Here is a 16,823-nt window from a genome sequence, read left to right on the forward strand (position 1 = left end):
GCCAGCAGCAGCGGGTGAGTATTGCCCGGGCGCTGATGAACGGCGGCGAGGTGATCCTGGCCGACGAACCCACGGGCGCCCTCGACACCGCCAGCGGCAAGGAGGTGATGAACATCCTGCTGGAACTGCACGCCGCCGGGCACACGGTGATCATCGTGACCCACGACCCCAAGGTGGCGGCGAATGCCGAGCGCATCATCGAGGTGCGTGACGGCCAGATCATCAGCGACCGGACCAACCCACGGGATGGGGCCGCGGCCAGTATCGAGGAGCCGGTGCGGGTTGAACCGGCCGGGGCGCGGCGCCTGGTGGCCAGCCTCGGGCTGTTCAAGGAAGCCTTCGGCATGGCCTGGGTGGCCCTGGTGTCCCACCGCATGCGCACCTTGCTGACCATGCTCGGGATCATCATCGGCATCACCTCGGTGGTGTCCATCGTGGCCATCGGCGAGGGGGCCAAGCGCTACGTGCTCAAGGACATCCAGGCGATCGGCAGCAACACCATCGACGTGTTTCCCGGGGCCAGTTTCGGCGACAGCCGGGCGCGGCCATCGAGACCCTGATGCCCGCCGACGCGACGGCCCTCAACCAGCTGTACTACGTCGACAGCGCGACCCCGGTGGTGGGGCGCAACCTTTTGCTGCGCTACCGCAACGTGGACGTCAACGCCACGGTCAACGGGGTCAGCGACAAGTACTTCCAGGTTCGCGGGCTGAAAATGCAGGCGGGGATTGCCTTCAGCGAAAGCGATGCACGGCGCCAGGCCCAGGTGGTGGTGATCGACCACAACACCCGCCAGCGCCTGTTCGGCGCCGGGGTCGACCCGTTGGGCCAGGTGATCCTGGTGGGGTCGCTGCCGTGCACGGTGATCGGGGTCACGGCCGAGAGCAAGAACATCTTCTCGGCCGGCAATACCTTGAGCGTCTGGGTGCCTTACGAGACGGCGGCCGGGCGCCTGCTGGGCCAGCGCCACCTGGACAGCATCAGCGTGCGGATCAAGGACGGCCAGCCGAGCAAGGTGGTGGAGGACAACGTGACCCAGGTGATGTTGCAGCGCCATGGCACCAAGGACTTCTTCACCAACAACCTCGACAGCATCATGAAAACCGTGGATAAGACCAGCCGCTCCCTGGCCTTGCTGTTGTCGCTGATTGCCCTGATTTCGCTGCTGGTGGGGGGGATTGGGGTGATGAACATCATGCTGGTATCGGTGACCGAACGGACCCGGGAAATCGGTATTCGCATGGCGGTGGGTGCGCGCCAGTCGGACATTCGCCAGCAGTTCCTGGTGGAGGCGGTGATGGTCTGCCTGATTGGCGGGGCGATCGGCATCGGCCTGTCGTTCGCCATCGGCTACCTGTTTTCACTGTTCGTCAAAGAGTGGCAGATGGTGTTTTCCCTGGGCTCGATCGTCACCGCCTTTGCCTGCTCGACCCTGATCGGCATCGTTTTCGGTTTTGTCCCGGCGCGCAATGCGGCGCGTCTGGACCCGATCGAGGCCCTGGCCCGGGACTGATCACCGGGCGCCACCCGGGTGCTGTCGTGCCAGGGTGGCGCGTCAGGTTGGCAGGTATGGCGCCGGTCTAGACCAGGCCGAGGAGGGAGCAGGGGGCCGTGGCATCGTCGCTGCCGTACATCCAGCGCAGCAGCGAGTGGCGGCCGCTGATGCCCAGCTTGATCGCTGCGCGCTTGAGGTAGCTTTCCACGGTGTTGGCCTTGAGCCGGAGTTGCTCGGCGAGTTCCGGCACAGTGCGCCCGGCCAGCAGGCCGACACAGACTTCCAGTTCACGGTTCGACAGGGTCAGGTCGCACTGCTCCAGGCGTTCGACAAAACGCTGGTGCAGGCTCTCCAGGCCCTGGGCCTTAGGTGTCTCGGGCGAGGTGGGCTTGGCGGCGGCGCTGGCCGGCTGCAGGGCGCTGATGTGCTGTTCGACCATGGGCAGCAGCAGTGACGAGAAGTCCAGGAGGAAGGTGTTTTCCTGGGGGTTGAAGCTGGCGCAGGGCTGGGCGCGGTACAGCGAAATCACGTAACGGTAGCCGTCACGGCGGCTGCTCAGGTGCATCTGCGCCCTGTTGGCATCCACCCGGGCCTGTTCGGGCGCGTGGGCGGGGCGGGCGGTGGCCGGCTGTTGGGAACCTTGGTCGTACAGCACCTCGCCGGGCCAGGTGAGTTCCCGGGCGTCGATGGCGTCATTGGCGGCGCTGCGGCTGCGTTCCTGCAAGTGCGCTTCGCACGCCAGCTGCAGTTGCCGGATCTGCAGGGCGTCCACCGCCAGTTGGGTGCGGATCAGTTCGTGGAGCATGCGCGGGAAGCTGCGGCTACCGGTGCTGGCAATGACCTTGCCGATCTGCGGAAAAAGCAGGTGTGAATTCATCGTGTCATCCATGAGTGCAGCGAGCGGCGTCATGCCTTTATAGCGCTGGATTATAAAACAGTGGTCTGGCCCTTCGAACCCAACCGGTTCAACGAGAGGTCGCTCGTATCCTAGTACAGGGTGGTGATGGCTGTTTGATGTTAACGGTAATAGTAGGACGAATGGTCGGGGCCAGAGGTTAGTCCCTTGTAGCCATTGGCCGGGCATGGGTTGCCGGGCAACGGCGGCGGGGCGGCCTCAACCGCTGCCCGGCAGGTTCGGCCACAGGTCGGCCACCAGGAACAGCCGTTCGGCTTCCTCCCAATGGCCGCAGGCTTTTTCCGTCAGGCGGACCATCAACTGCGCCGGTGCGTGAGGGTCCAGTGCGGCCAGCCATTGTTCCAACTGGGTGGGGGGCCAAGTCTGTTCTGCGGGGTAGTGGGCCGGCGCCAGCCAGGCGTGGCGGGGCAGGGGTTGCCAGCGGCCGGGGCGGCTCTGGGCAAAAAACGCCGGCCAGGCGTGCTGGTGCAGCCAGCCACCGTGCAAGTGTTGCGGGTGCGCGCCCAAGGGCGGTTGGGCGTGGCCGGGCCAGGGGTAGAGCAGGTAGCCGCCCAGCCACAGGTGGGCATTGAATGCCTCGATGCCCAGGGCCGCCAGGGCGTCGCGGCTTTCCGGGCGGGCCGAGATCGGCAATTGGTGTTGGTGCAGGTGGTCCAGCTTGCGGTCCAGACGGTCATGGCAGCCGGGGCCCAGCCACTGGGCACTGTCGGCGCCGTTGCCCTGCTGCGGCCCAAGGTACAGCTTGATCGCCAGTTCCAGGTGATGCACGCCGTCGCGGTCGCGCAGCAGCATGTCCAGTTCGCCCAGGGTGTGCCCGTCGCGGCGGATCGGCAGGTTGGCGGCGAGCAATTCGACGCCGGGGGCGTGGCGCACGGCGAATTGCCACAGGCGTTCGTAATAGAGGCCCAGGCGTCGGGTGGTGGCCAGGGCCAGCCAGTGTTGCAGGGCGCGGCTGTCGTGATCCAGTTGGCGCAACCAGTGGCCCAGCAGTTGCGGGGCCTGCACCCAATCGCTGCCGGCCAGGGGGTGGCGCTGGGGCCAGGGTGTCTGTTCGAGCATGGGCGGCGCGAGGATGACCCAGGCCAGGTCGCGCACTTCGGGGTGGCGCAACTGGCGGGGGAGGTCGAGCAATTCGGGGAACAGGATCATGCTGCGAGCATAGCTCCTTGGCCCGTGGCTGAAAGGATTTTGTCTAACGCCGGGTTTCGCCCATAATCCCCCCTTTGTTTGTGCCAGAACCCCGCAGGAGCCCCATGGAGCAATTTCGTAATATCGGCATTATCGGTCGCCTGGGCAGTTCCCAGGTGCTGGACACAGTGCGCCGACTGAAAAAGTTTCTCCTCGCCCGCCACCTGCACGTGATCCTCGAGGACACCATCGCCGAAGTCTTGCCGGGCCACGGCCTGCAGACCTCGTCGCGCAAACTGCTCGGTGAAGTCTGCGACATGGTGATTGTGGTCGGCGGCGACGGCAGCCTGTTGGGCGCCGCCCGGGCCCTGGCCCGGCACAATATCCCGGTGCTGGGCATCAACCGTGGCAGCCTGGGCTTTCTTACCGACATCCGCCCCGACGAGCTGGAAGTCAAGGTCGCCGAAGTGCTCGACGGCCATTACCTGGTGGAAAACCGCTTCCTGCTGCAGGCCGAAGTTCGCCGCCACGCCGAGGCCATCGGCCAGGGCGATGCGCTGAACGATGTGGTGCTGCACCCGGGCAAGTCGACGCGGATGATCGAGTTCGAAATCTACATCGACGGTCAGTTCGTCTGCAGCCAGAAGGCCGACGGCCTGATCGTCGCCACGCCCACCGGTTCCACGGCTTACGCGCTGTCCGCCGGCGGGCCGATCATGCATCCCAAGCTCGATGCCATTGTGATTGTGCCGATGTACCCCCATACCTTGTCCGGAAGGCCGATTGTGGTCGATGGCAACAGTGAGCTGAAAATCGTCGTGTCCAAAGATATGCAGATCTATCCGCAAGTCTCCTGTGACGGGCAGAACCACTTTACCTGCGCCCCCGGCGACACCATCACGGTGAGCAAGAAGGCGCAGAAGCTGCGCCTGATCCACCCCCTGGACCACAACTACTACGAGGTCTGTCGGACCAAGCTGGGCTGGGGCAGCCGGCTGGGCGGTGGAGGCGACTGATGCTCGATCCCGCGCGTAGCTACGACCTGATCGGTGACGTGCACGGTTGCGCCCAGACCCTTGAGCACTTGCTGGACCGGCTCGGTTACCACAAACAGGGCGGCGTCTGGCGGCACCCGTCGCGCATGGCGGTGTTCCTCGGTGACATCATCGACCGCGGCCCGCGCATTCGCGAGGCCCTGCACATCGTCCACGACATGGTCGAGGCCGGTCAGGCCCTGTGCATCATGGGCAACCACGAGTTCAACGCCTTGGGCTGGAGCACTCCGGCGCCGCCCGGCAGTGGCCGCCAGTTCGTGCGTGAGCACACCCCGCGCCACGCTCGCCTGCTCAAGGAAACCCTGGCCCAGTTCGAACAGCACCCGGGGGACTGGCACGACTTTCTGGCCTGGTTCTACGACCTGCCGCTGTTCGTCGACGCCGGGCGCTTCCGGGTGGTGCATGCCTGCTGGGATGCCGGGCTGATCGCGCCATTGCGCGCCCAGTACCCCAATGGCTGCATCGACGAGGCGTTCCTCAAGGCCTCGGCCTTGCCCGACAGCTTCGCCAGCACCGCCTTCGACCGCCTGTTGCGCGGCACCGACATGCGCTTGCCCCATGGTCAGACCATGACCAGCGGCGACGGCCTGATCCGTTCGTTCTTCCGCACCAAGTTCTGGGAAGACGACCCGCAAACCTACGGCGATATCGTCTTCCAGCCCGACGCGCTGCCGGAGCCGGTGGCCCGCACGCCGCTGTCGGTGGCCGAGAAAAACAACCTGCTGCGCTATGGCAGCGACGAGCCGTTGCTGTTTGTCGGCCATTACTGGCGCAGCGGCAAGCCGGCGCCGATCCGCCCCAACCTGGCCTGCCTGGACTACAGCGCCGTGCTTTACGGCAAGTTGGTGGCCTATCGCCTGGACCAGGAAACCCGCCTGGATCCGCATAAATTCGTTTGGGTCGATGTCGAGCGGCCGGAGGCTGTGCAATGAGCGCGGTAGCGGTATTACGCCTGCCCCTGGCGGTGGACCTGAGCGGTTTCGTCAAGCTGCTGCAACGCATGCAGGTGCCCCATCGGGTCAGCGAAGAAGCCGGCGAACAGGTGCTCTGGGTGCCTGGCGACATCAGCGAGCAGGTGCGTTCGCTGTATGCGCAGTTCCCGGCAGGTGACCCCGAGCAGCAACTGGACATCCCGGCGCAACCGCCCGAGGCCCGTGCGGGGTTTGTCGAGCAGTTGCGCCGCAGCCCGATGACCGCGTTGGTGCTGGTGCTGAGCCTGATCGTCTGCGCCGTGACCTGGCTGGGCGAAAACCTTGAAACCCTGCGCTGGCTGACCTTCCTCGACTTCCATGTGGTGGGCGAGTACATCCGCTTCGTCCCCCTGGAAGACAGCCTGGCGGCGGGGCAGTGGTGGCGTCTGGTGACGCCGATGCTGATCCACTTCGGTTTCCTGCACATCGCCATGAACGGCATGTGGTACTGGGAACTGGGGCGGCGCATCGAGTTGCGCCAGGGCAGCATCAACCTGCTGGGCCTGACCCTGCTGTTCAGCCTGGTGTCCAACTACGCCCAGTACCTGTTCAGCGGCCCGACCCTGTTCGGCGGCTTGTCCGGGGTCTTGTACGGCCTGCTCGGGCATTGCTGGATCTATCAATTGTTGTCGCCCAACCCGGTCTATCGGCTGCCCCGTGGCGTGCTGGTGATGATGCTGGTGTGGCTGCTGATCTGTATGTCGGGGCTGATCTCGATGATCGGCTTCGGTGAAATCGCCAACGCCGCCCACGTCGGCGGGTTGCTCGTCGGATGCTTCACAGGTTTGTTGGGCGGCCTCTATAGCCGCCGTAAACTGGCCCTCTAATACGCTGGAGAGTTGTATGTCGTCTTTTGTCGAAATGATCGAAAACATCACCCCCGAGATCTACCAGAGCCTGAAACTGGCGGTAGAGATCGGCAAATGGTCCGATGGCCGCAAACTCACCGCCGAGCAGCGTGAGCTGTCCCTGCAGGCGATGATCGCCTGGGAGCTGCAGAACCTGCCCGAGGAAGAACGGACCGGTTACATGGGCCCGCAAGAGTGCGCCTCGAAGTCGGCCCCGGTGCCGAACATTCTGTTCAAGTCGGATGCCATCCATTGATCGAGATTGGCCGTGGCTCCATCAGCAAAATGTCGGCCCGCCTTGACGGGTCGGATGTTCAGTACGCTTTTCGCCTGGGCGACACCGAGGTGCCGGTCAATCCCTTGATCGGCACCCAGATACGCCTGGAATACCTGGGGGCGATCCACTGCTCCCATTGCGGGCGCAAGACCAAGACCAGCTTCAGCCAGGGCTACTGCTACCCGTGCATGACCAAGCTGGCCCAGTGCGATATCTGCATCATGAGCCCGGAACGCTGCCACTACGACGCCGGCACCTGCCGCGAGCCGTCGTGGGGCGAGCAGTTCTGCATGACCGACCACGTGGTCTACCTGGCCAACTCCTCGGGGATCAAGGTCGGCATCACCCGCGCCACCCAACTGCCTACCCGCTGGCTGGACCAGGGCGCCAGCCAGGCGCTGCCGATCATGCGCGTGGCGACCCGCCAGCAATCGGGCTTCGTCGAAGACCTGTTCCGTTCCCAGGTGGCCGACAAGACCAACTGGCGCGCCTTGCTCAAGGGCGACGCGGTGGCGGTGGATCTGGCTCAGGTGCGCGAGCAGTTGTTCGAGTCCTGCGCCGAGGGCCTGCTGGCCCTGCAGGAGCGTTTCGGCCTGCAAGCGATCCAGCCGGTGCGTGACATCGAGCCCCTGGAGATTCGTTACCCGGTGCGCCAGTACCCGGCCAAGATCGTCAGCTTCAACCTGGACAAGAACCCGATTGCCGAAGGCACGCTGCTGGGGATCAAGGGCCAGTACCTGATCTTCGACAGTGGCGTGATCAACATTCGTAAATACACGGCCTACCAGCTCGCCGTGCATCAGTAGAAGGACTCCAGCATGGGCACCGCACAACCGCAGATGATCTACCTGAAGGACTATCAGGCGCCTGAGTACCTGATCGACGAAACCCACCTGACCTTCGAGTTGTTCGAGGACCATAGCCTGGTCCACGCGCAACTGGTGATGCGTCGCAACCCGGCGCGCGGTGCCGGCCTGCCGCCGCTGGTGCTGGACGGCCAGCAGTTGGAACTGTTGTCGGTGAGCCTGGGGGATCGCGAGCTGAGTGCCGCCGATTACCAGCTCGACGACAGCCACCTGACCCTGCAGCCGACGGCGCAGAGCTTCACCGTCGACACCAGCGTGCGCATCCACCCGGAAAGCAACACCGCCCTGGAAGGCCTGTACAAATCCAGCGGGATGTTCTGCACCCAGTGCGAGGCCGAAGGCTTCCGCAAGATCACCTACTACCTCGACCGCCCGGACGTGATGAGTAAGTTCACCACCACCGTGGTGGCCGAGCAGCACCGCTACCCGGTGCTGCTGTCCAACGGCAACCCGATTGCCAGCGGCCCCGGCGAAGACGGTCGGCACTGGGCGACCTGGGAAGACCCGTTCATGAAACCGGCTTACCTGTTCGCCCTGGTGGCCGGCGACCTGTGGTGCGTCGAGGATAGCTTCACCACCATGAACCAGCGCGACGTGGCGCTGCGCATCTACGTCGAGCCGGAAAACATCGACAAATGCCAGCACGCCATGAACAGCCTGAAGAAATCCATGCGCTGGGACGAAGAAACCTACGGCCGTGAGTACGACCTGGACATCTTCATGATTGTTGCGGTCAACGACTTCAACATGGGCGCCATGGAGAACAAGGGCCTCAATATCTTCAACTCCAGCGCCGTGCTGGCCCGGGCCGAAACCGCCACCGACGCCGCGCACCAGCGGGTCGAGGCCATCGTGGCCCACGAATACTTCCACAACTGGTCGGGCAACCGCGTGACCTGCCGCGACTGGTTCCAGCTATCGCTCAAGGAAGGCTTCACGGTGTTCCGCGACGCCGGCTTCTCCTCGGACATGAACTCGGCCACGGTCAAGCGCATCCAGGACGTGGCCTACCTGCGCACCCACCAGTTCGCCGAAGACGCCGGCCCCATGGCCCATGCCGTGCGCCCGGAAAGCTTTATCGAGATTTCCAACTTCTACACCCTGACCGTGTACGAAAAGGGTTCGGAAGTGGTGGGCATGATCCGCACCCTGGTGGGCGCCGAAGGCTTCCGCAAGGGCAGCGACCTGTACTTTGAACGCCACGACGGCCAGGCCGTGACCTGCGACGATTTCGTCAAGGCCATGGAAGACGCCAACGGCGTCGACCTGACCCAGTTCAAGCGCTGGTACAGCCAGGCCGGCACTCCACGCCTGGCGGTCAGCGAGGCCTATGACGCCGCGGCCAAGACCTACAGCCTGACCTTCCGCCAGAGCTGCCCGGACACCCCGGACAAGGTCGAGAAACGGCCGTTTGTGATTCCGGTGGAACTGGGCCTGCTGGATTCGCAAGGGCAGGGTATTGCCCTGCGCCTGTCGGGTGAAAGCGCTGCCCAGGGCACATCCCGGGTGATCTCGGTGACCGAAGCCGAGCAGACCTTCACCTTTGTCGACATCGCCGAACAGCCGCTGCCTTCGCTGCTGCGCGGTTTCTCGGCGCCGGTGAAGCTGAGCTTCCCCTACAACCGCGACCAACTGATGTTCCTCATGCAGCACGACAGCGACGGCTTCAACCGTTGGGAAGCCGGCCAGCAATTGTCGGTGCAGGTGTTGCAGGAACTGATCGGCCAATACCAGAAGGGCGAGGCCCTGGTGATGGATGCGCGCCTGGTCACGGCGCTACGCAGCGTGCTGGCCGACGACAGCCTGGACCAGGCCATGGTCGCGGAAATGCTCTCCCTGCCGGGTGAAGCCTACCTCACGGAAATCAGTGAAGTGGCGGACGTCGATGCCATTCACGGTGCCCGTGAGTTCGCCCGCCGGCAATTGGCCGAGCAACTGTTCGAGCCGCTATGGGCCCGTTACCAGGCCAACCGCGAGGTGTCGAAAATCACTGCTTATGTGGCCGAGTCCGAGCACTTCGCCCGGCGTGCGCTGCAGAACATTGCGCTGTCGTACCTGATGCTCAGCGAGCAACCGGCGGTGCTGGCGGCAACCATCGAGCAGTTCGACAGCGCCGACAACATGACCGAGCGCCTGACGGCCCTGGCGGTGCTGGTCAACTCGCCGTTCGAAGCCGAGAAGGCCCAGGCCTTGGCGGTGTTTGCCGAGAACTTCAAGGACAACGCCCTGGTCATGGATCAGTGGTTCAGCGTCCAGGCCGGCAGCGGCTTGCCGGGCGCCCTGGAGCGGGTCAAGGCGCTGATGCAGCACCCAGCGTTCAACCTCAAGAACCCGAACAAGGTGCGGGCGCTGATCGGTGCCTTTGCCGGGCAGAACCTGATCAACTTCCACGCCGCCGACGGCTCGGGCTACCGCTTCCTCGCGGACCTGGTGATCCAGCTCAACGCCTTCAACCCGCAGATTGCCTCGCGGCAACTGGCGCCGCTGACCCGCTGGCGCAAATACGACAGCGCCCGCCAGGCGCTGATGAAAGGTGAGCTGGAACGCATCCGTGCTTCCGGCGAGCTGTCCAGCGACGTCTACGAAGTCGTCAGCAAAAGCCTCGCCTAAACCCATCGTTCGCCCGCCAGCTCCTTGTAGGCGCTGGCGGGCCAGCGATAGCGTCCTCAAGCCTTGCGCTCATCCCAAGACCGCCATCGCCGGCAAGCCGGGCTCCTACAAAAGCACACACCCCATCCCGTTGTAGGAGCTGGCTTGCCAGCGATGGCGTCCTCAAGTCTTGCGCTCATTCCAAGACCGTCATCGCCGGCAAGCCGGGCTCCTACACAAAAACACATCCCACCTTGTAGGAGCTGGCTTGCCAGCGATGACGTCCTCGAGTCTTGCGCTACGCTCAAGCGCGTCATCGTCGGTAAGCCAGGGTGGGCTTTGTTCATCAGGCCGCCGAATGCCCGTGTATTCAGGTGGCCGCGCTTTACCCCGGGTTAACAAAAGATAACGTGGTGTCGATTGTCAGACCTTTCGAAAGCCCGATAGGATAGCCACGCATCCGAAGTGGCTCTAGATTGCAGGTTTCAGGACAGTTAACCGATATCAGCCGACGTTTCGGAGCGCCTTCCACAGCGCCCCGACAGCTTGGATGAACGAACAATAATAATGGGGGAAAGGTCTATGAGTGAGCCTGTCATGGGTGTGGTTGTTTGCCGCCCGCTGGCCTTGCGCAAACTTGCGTTGCTGGCTACAGCGCTCTCGCTGTTGGGCGTGGTCATGTGTTCGGCTTCCGTCCAGGCCGCTGCCAGCGCAGCGGGCACTGTCTATTCCACTGAGTCGGCCAAGGCCGCGAAAAGCCTGATGCTCGATGTGGTCCACGCCGGCAAGCGCCTAGTGGCCGTCGGCGATCGTGGACACATTCTCTATTCCGATGACCAGGGCAGCACCTGGACCCAGGCCAAGGTGCCGACCCGGCAGTTGCTCACCGCCGTGTACTTCGTCGATGAGACCCACGGCTGGGCTGTGGGCCACGACGCACAGATCCTCGCCAGCACCGACGGTGGCCTGACCTGGACCAAGCAATTCGAAGACCTCAAGCGCGAAGCCCCCTTGCTCGACGTGTACTTCAAGGACGCCAGCCACGGTTTTGCCGTCGGGGCCTACGGTGCCTTGCTGGAAACCACGGACGGCGGCCAGGCCTGGGAAGACGTCAGCGACCGCCTGGACAACGAAGACCAGTACCACCTCAACGCCATTGCGGCGGTGAAGGATTCCGGCCTATTTATCGTCGGTGAGCAGGGCAGCATGTTCCGCTCCGCCGATTGGGGGCAGACCTGGGAACGCCTCGAAGGCCCGTATGAAGGCTCGTTGTTCGGGGTGATCGGCACCGGCGAGCCGGCCACGCTGCTGGCTTACGGATTGCGCGGCAACCTGTATCGCTCCACGGATTTTGGTGACAGCTGGGAGCCGGTGGAACTCAAGGCCACCCGTGGCGCCCTGGAATTCGGCCTGTCCGGTGCGACGTTGCTGGACGACGGCACCCTGGTGATCGTCGGCAACGGCGGCAGCGTGGTGCAAAGCCACGACCAGGGCCTGACCTTCAGCGTATTCAACCGTCCCGATCGCATCTCCTTATCGGCGGTGACGGCGGCCGGCAACGGCAATCTGGTTCTGGTGGGGCAGGGCGGCGTACGCGCCACGGCACCGACAGGCGCTGACCTGGGCAAATAGGCCGGGCACATAATAAGAAGGCGGGGACATCCATGAGCAGTCATCACCAAGACAAGGCGACGTTTCTCGAGCGCCTGATTTTCAACAACCGCCCGGCAGTGATCCTGATCTGCCTGCTGGTGAGCATTTTCCTGTTCTGGCAGGCCACGTTGATCCGGCCGTCCACCAGCTTCGAGAAAATGATCCCGCTGAAGCACCCCTTCATCGAAAAAATGATGGAGCACCGCAACGACCTGGCCAACCTGGGCAACACCGTGCGCATCTCGGTGGAAGCCAAGGACGGCGACATCTTCACCAAGGAGTACATGGAGACCCTGCGGCAGATCAACGACGAGGTGTTCTACATCTCCGGCGTCGACCGCTCGGGCCTCAAGTCCCTGTGGAGCCCCAGCGTGCGCTGGACCGAGGTGACCGAGGAAGGCTTTGCCGGCGGCGAAGTGATCCCCCAGAGCTACAACGGCTCGGCCGACAGCCTCGACCAGTTGCGCAACAACGTGCTCAAGTCGGGCCAGGTCGGGCGGCTGGTGGCCAACGACTTCAAGTCGAGCATTGTCGACATCCCGCTGCTGGAGTCCTACCCGGACCCCAAGGACCAGGGCAAATTGCTGGCCCTGGACTACCAGAAGTTCTCCCATGAACTGGAAGACAAGATCCGCGACAAGTTCGAGGCGCAGAACCCCAATGTGAAAATCCACATTGTCGGCTTCGCCAAGAAGGTCGGTGACCTGATCGACGGCCTGATCATGGTGGTGATGTTCTTCGGCGTGGCCTTCATCATCACCCTGGTGCTGCTCTACTGGTTCACCTGGTGCATCCGCAGCACCATCGCTGTGTTGATCACCACCCTGGTGGCGGTGGTCTGGCAACTGGGCCTGATGCACGCCTTCGGTTTCGGCCTGGACCCGTACTCCATGCTGGTGCCGTTCCTGATCTTCGCCATCGGCATTTCCCACGGGGTGCAGAAGATCAACGGCATCGCCTTGCAGTCCAGCGAGGCCGACAACGCCCTGACCGCGGCGCGGCGCACCTTCCGCCAGCTGTTCCTGCCGGGCATGATCGCCATCCTTGCCGACGCCGTGGGCTTTATCACCTTGCTGATCATCGACATCGGGGTGATCCGCGAGCTGGCCATCGGCGCCTCCATCGGGGTGGCGGTGATCGTGTTCACCAACCTGATCCTGCTGCCGGTGGCGATTTCCTATGTCGGCATCAGCAAGCGCGCCATCGACCGCAGCAAGAAGGACGCTAACCGCGAGCACCGTTTCTGGCGGCTGCTGTCCAACTTCGCCAGCCCGAAAGTCGCCCCGATTTCCATCGCCCTGGCCCTGGTGGCCTTCGGTGGCGGCCTTTGGTACAGCCAGAACCTGAAGATCGGCGACCTCGACCAGGGTGCCCCGGAACTGCGCCCCGACTCGCGCTACAACAAGGACAACAACTTCATCATCAGCAATTACTCCACCAGTTCCGACGTGCTGGTGGTGATGGTCAAGACCGCCTCCGAAGGCTGCTCGCGCTATGAAGCCATGGCGCCCATCGACGAGTTGATGTGGAAGATGCAAAACACCGAGGGCGTGCAGTCGGCGATCTCCTTGGTGACCGTGTCCAAGCAGATGATCAAGGGCATGAACGAGGGCAACCTGAAATGGGAAACCCTGTCGCGCAACCCCGACGTGCTCAACAACTCCATCGCCCGGGCCGACGGCCTGTACAACAACAACTGCTCCCTGGCGCCGGTGCTGGTGTTCCTCAACGACCACAAGGCGGCAACCCTGGACCGGGCGGTGCATGCCGTGCAGGAGTTCGCCAACGAGCACAACCGCGATGGCCTGGAATTCATCCTCGCCGCCGGTAACGCCGGGATCGAGGCGGCCACCAACGAAGTGATCAAGGAGTCGGAGCTGACCATTCTGATCCTGGTCTACATCTGCGTGGCCGGCATGTGCATGATCACCTTCCGCTCCTGGGCGGCGACCCTGTGCATCGTCCTGCCGCTGGTGCTGACCTCGGTGCTGGGTAACGCCCTGATGGCCTTCATGGGGATCGGCGTCAAGGTCGCGACCTTGCCGGTGGTGGCCCTGGGCGTGGGTATCGGCGTGGACTACGGCATCTACATCTACAGCCGCCTGGAAAGCTTCCTGCGGGCCGGGCTGCCGTTGCAAGAGGCCTACTACCAGACCTTGCGTTCTACCGGCAAGGCGGTGCTGTTCACCGGTCTGTGCCTGGCGATTGGCGTCTGCACCTGGATTTTCTCGGCCATCAAGTTCCAGGCCGACATGGGCCTGATGCTGACCTTCATGCTGTTGTGGAACATGTTCGGGGCCCTGTGGCTGCTGCCGGCCCTGGCGCGCTTCCTGATCAAACCGGAGAAACTGGCTGGGCAGAAGGGCAACTCGCTGTTCGCCCACTAAGCCTGCCGTTGATGAAGATTGTTCCCGCGCGGCGCGGGAACAATCCTTCCGCATGCTGGCCCTGATCCCCTCCTGCAATCAGCTATCATGGCGCCTTTCCCCTGTGATGATTGATCGCTATGACTGCCGCTACCCACTTGCTCACTGCCCTCGAGTCCTGCGACATGCTGGAAATCGACGGGCTGCACGCTTTCGATTTCAGCCTCGATGAGCAGCAACTGCTGATCGAGTGTATGGACGGCCGCGCCGCCAAGCGCTGGACCTTCAGCCTGGCCCAGGTCCAGGCCGCGAACTTCGACGACACCCTGCAAAGCTGGACCATCAGCGGCGACTCTGGCGAGCACCGCCTGGTGTGCATGAGCGCCTTCAGCGCCCGCAACGACGAGGAGCCGACCGATGAAGATGCGTAACTTCTGGCCCCTGCTGATGGCCGGCAGCGTCGGCGCCATGTCGGTCCAGGCCGCCGCACCGGTGACCACCCAAGAGCTGCTGGTGGGGTCCTACACCCAAGGCCAGAGCCAGGGCTTGTACCGCCTGCAGTTCAACAGCCAGACCGGGATGATCGCCGCCAAGCCGCTGCAAGTGGTGAAGAGCGCCAACCCGTCCTGGTTGACCTTGTCCAAGGATCAGAAGTACCTGTTCGCGGTGAATGAAAACGCCCGGGCCAGGCCGACACGGTCGGTCGCGTGAGCAGCTTCAGCATCGCCGCCAAGACCCGCCAGTTGGCGCCGATCAACCAGGTGCAGAGCCTGGGCAACGAGCCGACCCATTCCAGCCTCAGCCTCGATGGCCGCTACCTGTTCGTCAGCAACTACGGCGTGGCCGCCGACCCTGCCGGCAGCCTGGCCGTGGTACCGGTGAGCGCGGACGGCAAACTGTCGCCGGTGGTGCAGATCAGCAGCCACCCAGCCAGCGGCATCAACCCTGAGCGCCAGCTCTCGGCCCATGTGCATTCCACGGTGCCGTCCCCGGATGGGCGCTTTGTGTTTGCCAGCGACCTGGGTGCCGACAAGGTGTTTGCCTATCGCTACGACCCCAAGGCCAACGCCGAGCAGCCGTTGAGCGCCGCCGAGCCGGCCTTTGTCGAACTGCCCAAGGGCAGCGGGCCGCGCCACTTGCTGTTCAGTGCTGACGGCAAGCACGCCTACCTGACCTTGGAGATGAGCGCCCAAGTGGTGGTCTTCGACTACCAGGACGGCAAGCTGACCCAGCAGCAGATCCTCGACCTGGCCGCCAGCGGTGGCAAAGAGAAGAAGGCGGCTGGGGCCCTGCACGCGTCCAAGGACGGGCAGTACCTGTACGTCAGCAACCGCGGCACCGCCAACCAGTTGCTAGTGTTCGCCATCGACCCGGCCAACGGCCAGCTCAAGGAGATTCAGCGCCGCTCTGTCGAAGGCGATCACCCTCGGGAATTCACCCTCGACCCAAGCAACAAGTACGTGCTGATCGGCAACCAGAAAAGTAACCAGATCGTGGTGATCGAACGCGACGCCAAGACCGGATTCCTGGGCAAGACCGTGCAAAAACTCGACTTCGATGCCCCCAGCGATATCAAGTTCCTGGTGCGTCAATAGACCGCAGGCCCCGTTATCCGGGGCCTGACTCCTTCTATCAATGACGCTGATATTCGCTACGCCTGCAATGAATTTCTACGCGCACACCCTCGGGCGTAACTTGGCTCCACGGCCCACACAGCCAAACCAGCCAACCGCAACGAGGGTTAACGCCATGAACTTCAATCTGTTTTCCGTAATCGCCGCTTCCGCCATTTCCGCCTCTGTCGTCCTGCCTGCCAGCGCCAGTGTCGAGATCAGCCAGAAGAAATCTTCCATCAACAGCTACACCCAGAAATACCTGCAACAAAGCGCCAACTTCTACGCCGCCCTGGACCACAAAACCCAGCACTGAGCCTTTGCTACATCCCCCACACAGCACGTATGCAGGCGCGAAGTCATTGCTGCCCTCGGTGAAGTTCACCCCAAGAGGCAGCAGTGATGTCGCGCCTGCATCACGTCTTTGCGACACGTGCCACGAGACACGTAAAAAACCATGGTGATGGCGCATAGCCATATGTTTAAATTTGACGCGGTTTTATTGACACGTTCGCGGCGAGGATAGACAGCATGGTGATACGTCTGGCAGTGGTACTCCTGTTTTTATATTCCACCCCGATTCTTTCTGCGGCCGAGCCGGCGGAAGGCGAGCCGGACGCGCCCATGAGCGTTGGCAGAGCCTTCAGCTGGAATGAAGAGCCTTCAGCAGGAATGAAAGGCCTTCAGCTGGGCGCGTGAGCCGTCCGTTGGACTGAGCTCACAGCAAGCCTGAAGCAGGTATCAATCCAAATAATGAGGGTTATGGGAAAAAGCGACTGTCTATCGTCGCTTTTTTGCGTGAAGCTGTGGACCTTGCCAGCCAGTCCACGGAGGTCCCCATGGCTCACTCGATTCTTCACAGCGCTCGACGCGGCGCCTACTTGGCCATTGCCATTTATTTGGCCGTGGTGCTGTTGCTAAGCCTGGGCGCCGCCTCGTGGCCCGAAGCCCCGGTGCAGGCGGCTTACCCGGCCAGCGCGCCGGAGCATGGCGGCCCAGGCCCATTGGCCGCCCCCAGCCCACACGGCGATGTCGCCGGGGCCTGA

The 16,823-nt window shown here is 63.4% G+C and carries 15 protein-coding genes and 2 pseudogenes; 15 read left to right on the plus strand and 2 right to left on the minus strand.

All coding sequences use genetic code 11. The annotated features are described in order from the left end of the window. Positions 1-392 precede the first annotated feature (392 nt). Both M1B34_RS33850 and M1B34_RS33855 read left to right on the plus strand, forming a co-directional pair. A pseudogene (locus M1B34_RS33850) lies at positions 393-979 on the plus strand (ABC transporter permease); the annotation flags it as partial. A 216-nt stretch (positions 980-1,195) separates the two neighbouring features. After that, a complete protein-coding gene (locus M1B34_RS33855) occupies positions 1,196-1,513 on the plus strand; it encodes an FtsX-like permease family protein (protein ID WP_341870149.1) in 318 nt (105 codons plus the stop codon). A 67-nt stretch (positions 1,514-1,580) separates the two neighbouring features. On the opposite strand, the gene M1B34_RS13125 is transcribed toward M1B34_RS33855, so the two are convergent. After that, on the minus strand, positions 1,581-2,372 hold the full coding sequence (locus tag M1B34_RS13125) for a helix-turn-helix transcriptional regulator (RefSeq protein WP_268265347.1): 792 nt from the start codon (positions 2,370-2,372) through the stop codon (positions 1,581-1,583). Positions 2,373-2,609: 237 nt separating this feature from the next. Next, the gene (locus M1B34_RS13130) at positions 2,610-3,560 is read right to left on the minus strand and encodes a DUF1853 family protein (RefSeq protein ID WP_268265348.1); all 951 of its coding nucleotides are present in this window, start codon (positions 3,558-3,560) and stop codon (positions 2,610-2,612) included. Positions 3,561-3,664: 104 nt separating this feature from the next. On the opposite strand from M1B34_RS13130, the gene M1B34_RS13135 reads away from it, so the two are divergent. The 13 genes and pseudogenes from M1B34_RS13135 (at position 3,665) to M1B34_RS13195 (ending at position 16,823) form a co-directional block, all read left to right on the plus strand. Next, positions 3,665-4,555: an NAD(+) kinase gene (locus M1B34_RS13135; protein ID WP_007920913.1), complete on the plus strand. Its 891-nt coding sequence runs from the start codon at positions 3,665-3,667 to the stop codon at positions 4,553-4,555. Further along, a complete protein-coding gene (locus M1B34_RS13140; RefSeq protein WP_185039303.1) occupies positions 4,552-5,526 on the plus strand; it encodes a metallophosphoesterase in 975 nt (324 codons plus the stop codon). The genes M1B34_RS13135 and M1B34_RS13140 overlap by 4 nt, the downstream gene beginning before the upstream one ends. After that, a complete protein-coding gene (locus M1B34_RS13145) occupies positions 5,523-6,392 on the plus strand; it encodes a rhomboid family intramembrane serine protease (RefSeq protein WP_268265349.1) in 870 nt (289 codons plus the stop codon). Before M1B34_RS13140 ends, M1B34_RS13145 begins: the two co-directional genes overlap by 4 nt. Before the next feature lie 16 nt (positions 6,393-6,408). Next, complete coding sequence (locus M1B34_RS13150; protein WP_123332430.1) at positions 6,409-6,669, plus strand: YeaC family protein; 261 nt, start codon at positions 6,409-6,411, stop codon at positions 6,667-6,669. Then, the gene (locus tag M1B34_RS13155; protein WP_268262545.1) at positions 6,666-7,496 is read left to right on the plus strand and encodes a DUF2797 domain-containing protein; all 831 of its coding nucleotides are present in this window, start codon (positions 6,666-6,668) and stop codon (positions 7,494-7,496) included. The genes M1B34_RS13150 and M1B34_RS13155 overlap by 4 nt, the downstream gene beginning before the upstream one ends. 12 nt (positions 7,497-7,508) lie before the next feature. Continuing rightward, complete coding sequence (gene pepN, locus M1B34_RS13160; protein WP_268265350.1) at positions 7,509-10,166, plus strand: aminopeptidase N; 2,658 nt, start codon at positions 7,509-7,511, stop codon at positions 10,164-10,166. A gap of 561 nt (positions 10,167-10,727) precedes the next feature. Beyond that, complete coding sequence (locus M1B34_RS13165; RefSeq protein ID WP_268265351.1) at positions 10,728-11,777, plus strand: WD40/YVTN/BNR-like repeat-containing protein; 1,050 nt, start codon at positions 10,728-10,730, stop codon at positions 11,775-11,777. A gap of 32 nt (positions 11,778-11,809) precedes the next feature. Then, on the plus strand, positions 11,810-14,185 hold the full coding sequence (locus M1B34_RS13170; RefSeq protein WP_268265352.1) for an efflux RND transporter permease subunit: 2,376 nt from the start codon (positions 11,810-11,812) through the stop codon (positions 14,183-14,185). A gap of 119 nt (positions 14,186-14,304) precedes the next feature. Next, entirely contained in the window at positions 14,305-14,595 is a 291-nt protein-coding gene (locus M1B34_RS13175) for a DUF5629 family protein (RefSeq protein ID WP_268265353.1), read from the plus strand. Beyond that, a pseudogene (locus M1B34_RS13180) lies at positions 14,582-15,759 on the plus strand (lactonase family protein). The gene M1B34_RS13175 and the pseudogene M1B34_RS13180 overlap by 14 nt, the downstream one beginning before the upstream one ends. Positions 15,760-15,913: 154 nt before the next feature. Continuing rightward, positions 15,914-16,093 carry a hypothetical protein gene (locus tag M1B34_RS13185; RefSeq protein ID WP_268265354.1) on the plus strand — a complete coding sequence of 60 codons (180 nt, stop codon included), beginning with the start codon at positions 15,914-15,916 and terminating at the stop codon, positions 16,091-16,093. Positions 16,094-16,308: 215 nt separating this feature from the next. Continuing rightward, positions 16,309-16,476: a hypothetical protein gene (locus tag M1B34_RS13190; RefSeq protein ID WP_268265435.1), complete on the plus strand. Its 168-nt coding sequence runs from the start codon at positions 16,309-16,311 to the stop codon at positions 16,474-16,476. A 140-nt stretch (positions 16,477-16,616) separates the two neighbouring features. Further along, a complete protein-coding gene (locus M1B34_RS13195) occupies positions 16,617-16,823 on the plus strand; it encodes a hypothetical protein (protein WP_268265355.1) in 207 nt (68 codons plus the stop codon).

The organism is Pseudomonas morbosilactucae, assembly GCF_023241715.1.
In the GTDB taxonomy this organism is placed as follows: domain Bacteria; phylum Pseudomonadota; class Gammaproteobacteria; order Pseudomonadales; family Pseudomonadaceae; genus Aquipseudomonas; species Aquipseudomonas morbosilactucae.